Origin of the sequence: Nocardia sp. 2TAF39 (assembly GCF_052114905.1) — a bacterium.
Classification (GTDB): Bacteria; Actinomycetota; Actinomycetes; order Mycobacteriales; family Mycobacteriaceae; genus Nocardia.
The window spans coordinates 76,812-86,170 of sequence record NZ_JBFRFQ010000022.1 but is presented as its reverse complement, the minus strand read 5'-3'; the positions used below and the strand labels follow the sequence as shown (position 1 = coordinate 86,170).

At 63.7% G+C, this 9,359-nt stretch carries 6 protein-coding genes and 1 pseudogene; 5 read left to right on the top strand and 2 right to left on the bottom strand.

Features of this window, described 5'->3' with window-relative positions:
* Nucleotides 1-146 precede the first annotated feature (146 nt).
* From AB4Z47_RS16330 to AB4Z47_RS16320, 3 genes and pseudogenes are all read left to right on the top strand, one after another.
* The gene (locus tag AB4Z47_RS16330; RefSeq protein ID WP_441951655.1) at nt 147-1,379 is read left to right on the top strand and encodes a helix-turn-helix transcriptional regulator; all 1,233 of its coding nucleotides are present in this window, start codon (nt 147-149) and stop codon (nt 1,377-1,379) included.
* Between the two features lie 17 nt (nt 1,380-1,396).
* A pseudogene (locus AB4Z47_RS16325) lies at nt 1,397-1,756 on the top strand (helix-turn-helix transcriptional regulator); the annotation flags it as partial.
* Nucleotides 1,757-2,710: 954 nt separating this feature from the next.
* Nucleotides 2,711-6,778, top strand: a complete 4,068-nt coding sequence (locus tag AB4Z47_RS16320) for a hypothetical protein (RefSeq protein WP_441951663.1) — start codon at nt 2,711-2,713, stop codon at nt 6,776-6,778.
* A gap of 110 nt (nt 6,779-6,888) precedes the next feature.
* Here AB4Z47_RS16320 and AB4Z47_RS16315 read toward each other — a convergent pair whose 3' ends face one another.
* Together AB4Z47_RS16315 and AB4Z47_RS16310 are read right to left on the bottom strand one after the other, a co-directional pair.
* Nucleotides 6,889-7,098: a DUF397 domain-containing protein gene (locus AB4Z47_RS16315; RefSeq protein ID WP_441951653.1), complete on the bottom strand. Its 210-nt coding sequence runs from the start codon at nt 7,096-7,098 to the stop codon at nt 6,889-6,891.
* Nucleotides 7,095-7,973, bottom strand: a complete 879-nt coding sequence (locus AB4Z47_RS16310; protein ID WP_441951651.1) for a helix-turn-helix domain-containing protein — start codon at nt 7,971-7,973, stop codon at nt 7,095-7,097. The genes AB4Z47_RS16315 and AB4Z47_RS16310 overlap by 4 nt, the downstream gene beginning before the upstream one ends.
* A 340-nt stretch (nt 7,974-8,313) precedes the next feature.
* Here AB4Z47_RS16310 and AB4Z47_RS16305 point away from each other — a divergent pair, with 340 nt between their 5' ends.
* Both AB4Z47_RS16305 and AB4Z47_RS16300 read left to right on the top strand, forming a co-directional pair.
* Nucleotides 8,314-8,832, top strand: coding sequence for a hypothetical protein (locus AB4Z47_RS16305; RefSeq protein WP_441951649.1), 519 nt, complete (start codon nt 8,314-8,316; stop codon nt 8,830-8,832).
* 179 nt (nt 8,833-9,011) lie between these two features.
* Nucleotides 9,012-9,275 carry a hypothetical protein gene (locus tag AB4Z47_RS16300; protein ID WP_441951648.1) on the top strand — a complete coding sequence of 88 codons (264 nt, stop codon included), beginning with the start codon at nt 9,012-9,014 and terminating at the stop codon, nt 9,273-9,275.
* Nucleotides 9,276-9,359: the final 84 nt, after the last annotated feature.

The following is a 9,359-nucleotide window of genomic DNA, read 5'->3' as shown; positions in this document are numbered from 1 at the left end:
CCGCGGCCCGGTTGTCTCGACCTGCCGCCGACGACAGTCCGGTACCGCGGCCCGACGCAGGTCGGTTGTTCGGTGGCGGGACGGACTTCGCGGCGACGCTGGATCGTCCGTCGCGTGCGGTTCGTGGCCTGGATGCCAATCGTGCGGTGGCGGAACCGTTTTTCGGCTTACGCGGCCGGACCCCGATGCTGGTCGACGGTGCGGTGGCGCATGCCGCGAATCCGGGTGACCCGAATGCCGGTGCGTTCGGTGGCAGGCGAAGCGGATCGGATTCGGGTGGACCGGCACCGCCGCTTCCGAAGCCGACCATCGAGCCGACCAGGCAGGCCAACAGGTTTGCCCAGTTCCAGCAGCGGATTTGGGAGATCCTTGTCGGCGACGACAGAGTCGACGAATCCCATCCGGTGGCCAGGGCGTTGGCTGAGGCCAGACCGTCGGATCTGATGCGTGCCCTGAACGATTCCGCCCTCGGCCCCAACTATGTGGCGGAAATTCGCCGGTTCTGGCCCGTCCAGCTCGACCGTACCAAGACGAGACAAGCGTCCTCACCAGCCGACAGCGTCGCACCGATGAACCTTCCCCGGCGGGATGCTGTCCTCAGGTACGCCGCCGCGGTCGCTCGGATATGCGGCGTGCCGGAATATGTCGTGGTCGGAATGGCCAGGACTCAATTCGACATCGCCGCGCACCAAGGCATCTTGTCCGGTCAGGAACTCGAGACACTCCAGTTGGTCGCCGATGGGCACACGATCGAAGCGATCGCGTCGATACGGAATTCGACGCCGGGAACCGTGCGGGACTATCTGGCTCGCGCGGCCCGCAAACTCGACGCGCATGGTCAGATTCACACAGTGAACGCCGCGCGATGGCTGGGGCTGATCGACTCCGAGGTGGCCGAGGCCTTGCCTGAATCACCGGGCGACATCGGACTTACCGATCGCGAAATCGAAGTGCTCGGGTGGGCGGGGCGCGGTCTGTCCTTCCCCGCGATCGCGGACAAGATGGAACTGTCGTTGATCACCGTGAAGATGGCAATGGCAGGCGCGAGCGGCAAGCTCGGCACACACGGTCAAGTCCCGACGGTGATGGTCGCTCAACGCCGCGGGCTCATCCACCGGCCGAGACCCCCGAAATCCGTGGAAGAACTGCGGCTCGTGCAGTGGCACCGTGCCCGGCTGGCCGACAGATCCGAGCTACCGAAACAGAGCCTCGACGACTACCTCGGGATGCATCACCTGGAAATGGAACAGGCGCAACGCTGGCTCACGAATGCCGGGCTCGACCCGGACAGTCACGGCACTGTGCCTGCCGGACCGTTCCCGCTCCCGACAACGACGAGGAAACAACGACCTGGCTGTCGAGGGTGCGCCGGTATCTAGCCCTATTACCTGAGCGCATGGACGAACTGCTGGGTGCGCCACCGGGGACGTGGGATGCCGCCGAGCAGGGACGAGACCAACTGGAAACACGCCACTATCGGGCGCTACTGCGCCGGATCCAGGGCGCCCGCGACGCCTACATGGCCGTCGCGCGACACCATCCGGCGCTGCTCGCACCAGGCGGTAGGCCAGCATATCCGGAAGGCTATCCCGAGATCCGGCTGTATGTCCGATTTCTCCGTACTGCCCGAGGGTGGACTCAATATGATCTGGCCGACCGAGCCGGTACGTCCCAATCGGCTGTGGTCCGCTGGGAGAACGGAAGGTTCCGTCCTTCAAAGGGGCTTGTCACGGCCGTGATCGGGGCGATGGCGTTGGAGGACGGCGTCATGGCAGACGAGCTCGCCGAGTGCTATACCTACCTCCCTCGGAAGGAACCGATTTTTCCGAATCCGGCTGTCGCCGAATCCTTCGGTGAATATTTGAGACACTTCCGCCGAGTAAACAACATGACAGTTGAGGCTACTGCGCACCTCCTGGGAATCCCACTGAACACGTATGTCCGTCATGAAAAAGATGTAGTGGGTAAGGGTGTCGAACTCGTGGCGTTGAGGGCCTATGATAGAGGCCTCTACCGCGTAGCATCGTGGAATGATTTGGCTACGGCGTGGGGATTCGACTATTGCATGAATCCAGCCGGAGAGGCAATGCCCGACCCGGATGACGTCCAATATGATTCAATTAACGAATGGTTGCGCGCCTACAGGCTGTATTGCCGAGTGTCTCAGCGGAAACTTGGCTCGATCATGGGGATTAAGAGGGGCAGGATAGCCGACCACGAAAATTATGGGGATACACCGAGCCTGATGCGGCTTCGCGAATACCGCGATGCCTTGAAAATTCCGGAAGAAAAGTTCTTGGCGGCACTGCGGAGGTTCTGTGCCCGAGTCGATGTTCCCATTTTAGATAATTCATACTATGACCTCATCTGGGATTTGATCGCGACCTCGCCGGGCTCGGAGGAGGAAGGCGAGATCATCAATCGGATCTGGCTCGAGTATATATGGGTATCGAAGTTTGCGGCACGCCTATGGCGCATTGTCGGAGTAGAATATGACGACAGAGTGCAAATAGCGCACCTCGCGATCCGGGATGCTATCCGGTATTTCATACCACCCGGTGACTTTGTCGCATTCGCCCTGGCGTACGCACGCTGGAAACTGTCCGACACCGACCTCGGGCGCCGATATCCGAATGTGAACCCGGCGACAAGAAAGTTGCTCCGCAGGATCGACCGGTATCGATATCAATTCTACGGTAAAACCACGAAAATGCCGAATGCTGCTGAAATCGGTCAGGCATTGGACCTCGATCCGGTCGAGGTGACCGAAATGCTCGTACTCCTCGCCCGGAGAGGAGTATCGAAAGATGAACTGATCGGCAACGAGTCCGGATCCCGTCCGCGCGATATCGGAGTCGAGTCGCCGTTCACGAATGTCGATTTCGCCGACGAGCTACGAGACATACTCTCGCATCTGCCGAACTCGGACCTGGCCTTCGACATCGTGGTATTGAACTTGGTCCAGGGCTTCACACCGAGCGAAGTGAGTGCTCGCCTGGAGGTCCCGATCGACCGAGTTCACCACGTGGTCGCCGAGGCCCGTGATTTGCTGCGTGCGGAGTTGGACCCGCCCGAGGGCACCTCCGCCGAACCGTCGACCGGTCCCCGCCGACAGTCGCCCGGTACCGAGGCATTCCAGCACCCCGGGTTCAACGCGTTCGCCCCCGAACGCCACCGTCTCATCGGCGGCAACCGCCGACAGCAACTCGTAAACGAGTTCCTGGCCTTCCACCACAACGACGGCCACGAACACGACCCTGTGAACTGGGTTCGGCAACAACCACACCAGCCGGCGAACGTCGGCGCGGAACCCGAGGACCCGCCCGGCAGGCCGGGCGGCGCTTCCGTGCCCGACGTACCCGGGCCTGCGCGCCTGCGAGTGCGCGCCGAGTTCGAATCGGAGGTTCGCGCTCGGGTGCAGCGCACGGTGCCGAATCCGGAAGTGGCGACGGCGATTGTCGACGAAGTGTTCGCGCGGACCGAGCGTCGGATGCGGGCGGGGCAGGAACGCGGTGGGGTAGGGGTGTTGCTGGGACAGGTTTTCGGGGAGGTGATGGCTGATCACCGTCGGGTGGTGGAGTTCTGCGCTCGGTTGTGGGAGGAGTTCCGGTCGACGAACGAGTGGTTGTGGGACGGCGATTCGATTCTGTCGGGGGTGAGCAGTCGAGTGTTCGACCGGGTTTTGGAGCGGATGCCGTCCGATCAGCGGCGGGCATTGCTGTTGGGATTTCGGCATTGGCGCCCGGAGCGAGGGCGGGTAGACGTCCCGGCGAATGCGGCGACGTCGTTTGTCACGCATATGAGCGTGACACTGGGAGTGGATATCACGCAGACCGCACCGCAGTGGGAACAGGTCGCCGAGACGGCATCCGGTGTGGCGGGAAGTGCATCGTCCGAGGATGTGAAGACACGGTGGGCCGATGTCGGTGATCGCCTCGGGTTGTCCGAACGTGATGTCCGAATGTTGTACCTGGTCTCCGAGGGCGGGTCCAGCGTGGAAATCGGTGCGGCCGTGGGTTTGCCGGCCGGTGAAGTGTTGATCGGCACGATGCGCATCGCGAGTGTGCTCGGTGCCGGGAATCGGGTCGGGGCGGTGGCCGCTGCGGTGCGGGAGGGGATTCTGGATATTCACCGCCTCCCGAGGGTGGTTCCTGCGGTGCAGGATCGCGGCCTGTCTGGTGACGAGGTGGAGTTGCTGCGTTTGGTCGCACGGGGATTGTCGGACGCGCAGATCGGCATCGCCATGGGAATACCTGCCCACGTGGTGGACCGCCGGCTCGCGGAGGCGGGGGACGTGTTCGGCACCCGCGATCGGATGCTCATGGTGGTGACGGCGTTGCGGGAGGGAATCCTGGATCCGAACCGGGCGCTGCCCGAACGTGAGGCCAGGATGCTGGCCCTGCTGGCGGAAGAGGTGTCGGACGCGGAGATCGCGACTCGACTGAACGTGTCGATGCTGACGGTGGTGGGGCCGTGGGACCGTCTCGAAGCGCGATTCGGCACGCGTGATCGGGATGCGTTGGTGTTGGCGGCGTTGCGGGAGCGAATCATCAATCCCCGCAGCGCGGATGTGATGGTCGCCTGGCTGCGCGCGCAAGTGCCCGAGCACGCGGTGCGCGCGGTGTCGAACGATCGGACAGTGCCGGAGATAGTTGACGAGGTGTTCGCGCGGGCCGCGCGTCGAGCGGCGGAATCGGGCGCCCCGGGAGGCTCCGGTGTGCTGCTGCCCCGGATTTTCGAGGAGGTGCTGGCCGACCACCGGCGGGTGGTGGAGTTCTGCGGTCGGGTGTGGGAGGAGTTCTGGGCCGGCGATGCGCGGGTGCCGGCGGGTGATTCGGTCCTTTCGCGGATGAGCAGACCGGTTTTCGACCTAGTACTGGAACGGATGCCGGCCGATCAGTGGCGGGTGGTGGCGGCGGAATTGCGGCGGTGGCGGTCGGCGGCTCCCATCGACCTGCCGTGGCAGGTCGGTCTGTTGTTCGTCGAGCACATGAGCGTCGAGCTGGGCGTGGACGTCAGGCCGGGTCTCGAGGAGCGGCGTCGACATGGCGCCGCGTTCGGAGATGGGCCCGCCTCGGCTGTAGACGAGGGGGCGTCCGCGGATTCGGCGCCGAAGCGTGCCGCGACCCTGGACGCCCCAGGCACGACGTACAGCGAGCCGGGCACCCGAGATTCTGGTGAGTTGGCGTTGACCGCGGCGTTGCGGGCACGAGGAGCGGATCTCACTGCCGCGTTGGCGAGTGGTGGCGAGGTGGCGGAGTTACCAGGAATGGCCAGGCACGTGGCCGCGGTGAAACGCGCCCAGCTCGGTGATGTGACGCGGTGCGTGGAGGGGCTGAGCCCGCAATGGCGGGAGTATTTCGTTCGATGGTTCCTGGGACAGACCCCGTCGGACATCGCGGAAGCGAGGTCCGAGGACACCGGCGACGTGGAAAACCGGTTGTGTCTGGTAGTGCACGAGGTGGTCAGGGGATTGCCGGGACGTGGGCTGGACACGGAGTGGGATGCGGTGCGGTGGGTATTGCGGGTGCGGCGGCTGGCCCGGGAGTTACCCCCGCAGGATCGGGAACCGGTGTCGCTGTTGTTCCTGCGACGGCGGTCGGTGGCGAAGGCTGCGGCGGCGTCGGGACGAGCGATAGCCGATATGGCGGAGCTGCGGCGGAGGTTCGCGGATTCGCTGGGCGCGCGTAGGGCCGAGGAGGACACTGCGGCACTGCTTCTGGTTCAGGCGGTGTGGACCGCTCGCCCGGAGTGGTTGTCGGAGTGCCTGCCGATGCTGACCGACGCGGAACGCGCTGACGCCGATCGGTATTTCGGCCAGGAGATGACCATGGAGGAGATGGCGGACTCGGCGTCGGAAGCCGGCGGGCGCCGTGCGGTCCGCTGGAAGTTGGGCCGCATCGCCCATGTGCTGGTGGGGGAATTGCCGACGCAACTGTGGGAGCAGTTCGGGCGGCCCGGGGTGTTGCGGAGGGTGACGCGAGCGGATGTGGCCAGAGAAGCCGGCGTGCAGGCCGTGAAAAAGGTGCTCAACGACGGTGACGACCGATACTTGTCGGACACGTCGGACACGTCGGACACGTCGGACACGTCGGACACGTCGGACACGGTGGAGCGGGTGGCAGCGGCCGCCGCTCGACTCGGATGGGTCCGCAGGCATGGCGGGATTGTCACCGACGACGGGGTGATCGTCGATGGGACCATGTCGTTGCCGGTTCCGACAGTGCGGGACTGGCAGCCCGCCGAGGATCACCGGCCTGCCGAGATCGGCGCCGATCTGCTGGCGGTGCGTGCAGCAGACCCGGACGAGGTGGCGCGGTGCATTCCGGCACTACGAGCGACCTACCGGGAGGTCGCCGAGTTGTTGTTCGAGCGCGGATTGTCGCACGGCGAGACGGCGGCGATCCTCGGTCGCTCCAAGAATTCGATCAAGACCCTCCAGCAGCGGATCGCCCGCGATCTGATGACGTTGCTGTCCGGCAGGCCGCTGATATCCGACGGGACGGCGGTGGCGTTGATCCATCGACTGCAGACGCAGCAGTCGATGGTGTTGGTACCTTACGTGCTCGGTCTCACCGAACCCGAACAGGAGTATTTCGAGCTGTTTTTCGTGCAGAACGTACCGATGGTCGAGATCGGTGTGCGGCATCGCCTCACCGCGGACGCGGTGTGCGGCCGAAGGAATCGGATCGCACAGGCAATGGTGCGGAAGCTACCCGAGGAATTGGTACGACAGCAGCTCGAGATGCTCACCGATCCCGGCGTCGAGCTCGATTGACTGCAGTACCAACTCGTCGTGGGCTCGGCCGCGGCAACCGGCCTGCTCCCGACTGAGCGGCAGTGGTCGGGAGCAGGGCCGTTCGATTCGGCTACGTGCGCGAGTCCTGGTCAGGCAGGGCGCTCGAACTCCCCGTCCTGCACGCCYGCGGTGAAGGCATCCCATTCACCCGGCGTGAACACCAGCGCCGGACCGGTCGGGTTCTTGCTGTCACGTACTCCGACCATGCCGCCATTGACGAACGCGACTTCCACGCAGTCCTTACCTCCAGCGCTTCGACTGGACTTGAACCATTGGGCCCCCGACAGATCGACAGTCACGCTCGATACTCCCTTGCTATTTGCCGAAGCAGGCTCTTGCTGGATGCAACGTCAAGCGTGGTTTGCTGGATGACGTTGTACGCCTGACGATACCTGGCCACGTCCTTCGTGCGCTCCAAGTACATGTCCCCGGCATACGACTCGATGTAGACCACAGGAGGTGCTACATCACGGCCCTTGGAGTCCACACCGAAGTCCAGGATCGTGAACGGCCCGGTCGAGATACCAGCAGGATATCCGACCGAAAATGGCAGCACCCGAACGGTGACGTTCAGCGGCATATTCGCCAAATGCGTAAGCTGCGCGGCCATCACGGCGGGGCTTCCGACAATTGTCCGCAGCACAGTCTCATGCACTACCAAGTCCATATCAGCGGGACGGGTCCGGCGAGTAATAAGTGATTGTCGCTTGGTCTTCAGCTGTACCCGACGTTCCAACTCTTCGTCGCTGTCGTTCGGGAAGTACACGCTGTCCAGCGCGCGGGCATAGGCAGGGATCTGGAACAAGCCGGAAAGCATGTCCGGCCTGAAGATGGACAGCTGCCGAGCGCTGGATTCCAGCCCGACATACACGTTGAAGTTACCCGGTATGAGGTCATCGTACGAATGCCACCAACTCTTGACCGATGCCTGCATAGCCAGGCCCTTGAGTGCAGTGGTTGTCTCGTCCTCGACGTCGAGAAACCGGCACAACGCCTCGACGTCGACAGTGCGGACCTGCGGTGATTGGCCCTTCTCGACGCGTTGCAGCTTGCTCAAAGACCACTGCATGAGCGTCGGGGCCTCGTCCAGCGACATGTTTGCTGCCTGGCGCGCCTCACGCAAATACTTTCCCAGCTGTCGCCGGGGCAGCGTGGTCGAGTCTTCGTCTGACATATCTCCTCATTCCCCACTATGAGAAATCTACGCGGCCACCGTGAAAAACATGCTGCGAAATGGTGACTGCCGCTGTGGACAAATAGAAATCCTGCTGATGAAAGGCCATGTTGCCCTTGATGATTGAGGTTGTCCAGTGGTGTGCTGATTTCCGCGATCGGGTGGTTCGGACCGCGCAGGCCCAAACCTTTCCGGTCCGACACCAACCACGAACCGAGCCCTTCAGCAGTCCGGAAGCCTCGCCCCCCGCGCCCTCTTCAGTGGGGTCGAGCCTCCCCGCAGCAGCGCGCGAGTGTGATCACCCGGTCGCCCGAAACCACACGACACCACCCCGGGGGCAATGATGCATACCCAGAGAATCGAGCCGGCCGACCGGCCCGGCAAGCACAACGCACAGAAACCGAAAGCCGTAGGCCTGGTCCGGACCGACGTATCCGGACTGCACGCGCCGCGCCGCGCAGTCGAGATCCGCCGCCACGCCGAACAATTGGGCTACCACTACCTCTACACCGTCCGGCCTCCGGAAAGAGAACCCGATCCGATCGGATACTCGCTCGCCATCGCGATCGGCGTCCACGCCGTCACCCTCCTCGTCCACGACCTGACTACCGTGAACAACACCCCGGCCCGAGTCTGCGAGATATGCGACCTCGAAACGGTGCGCCCGGCCGTGACATGGGCGCGTGCTCGGCCCGGCGTCATCGGCCCCGCTCATAGTTACCCCGACCACGAAATCACCGTCGCCGAATCTCATCGAGTCATGCAGCAGCACAAGGAATGTCGTGCTATCGAATGTCCGCGAAAGGCGGCGGCGCTCAGCTGCCTGGTACAAGCGGGCAAACTTGTCCCCCGGCATTGAGCCCGCGTGAACACGCCGCCACCCGCGGCCTGACACTCGAACCGGCCGCTGATCAGCAGCCCGCGTCGGTCGGTCCCGACATGCAAACGCTGCTGAATGTACTCGACGCACTAACCGACTCCCGCGCGCTCGACACCTGTACGTCCGAAAGCACGCCAAGCGAACGGGACTGATCCGGAATGTACGACCTCCGCCGCACCGAAGCTGACGGCTTCCAAGCCACCTGGCGGTTGGACCACCACCGCATCGCAATCATCCTCGTGCGCAACACCTCCGATGCGACACCGATAGCATCATTCGCACCCGGCCCCTACCCCGACCTCGCGCAAGCCCGCGAACTACTTCCGAAACCGGCGAAGCTGTGGGATGCGGTCCGTCACAACTTCTGGACGGAACTCATTCCACACCAACGACATTTCACCACCTTGCAAGTCAACGAGTAGGAGCGGTCCTGACCGGCATACTCCCCAGGCATGGCCCATGGCGGACACCGGGATATCTCTCCGACTGCCCCGTTCGGCACATCA

What these genes read in the sequence shown, in the direction of transcription:
- AB4Z47_RS16310 (WP_441951651.1), bottom strand. Translation starts at nt 7,973, where the DNA reads ATGTCAGACGAAGACTCGACCACGCTGCCCCGGCGACAGCTGGGAAAG.
- AB4Z47_RS16320 (WP_441951663.1), top strand. Translation starts at nt 2,711, where the DNA reads ATGCCGAATGCTGCTGAAATCGGTCAGGCATTGGACCTCGATCCGGTC.
- AB4Z47_RS16305 (WP_441951649.1), top strand. Translation starts at nt 8,314, where the DNA reads ATGATGCATACCCAGAGAATCGAGCCGGCCGACCGGCCCGGCAAGCAC.
- AB4Z47_RS16300 (WP_441951648.1), top strand. Translation starts at nt 9,012, where the DNA reads ATGTACGACCTCCGCCGCACCGAAGCTGACGGCTTCCAAGCCACCTGG.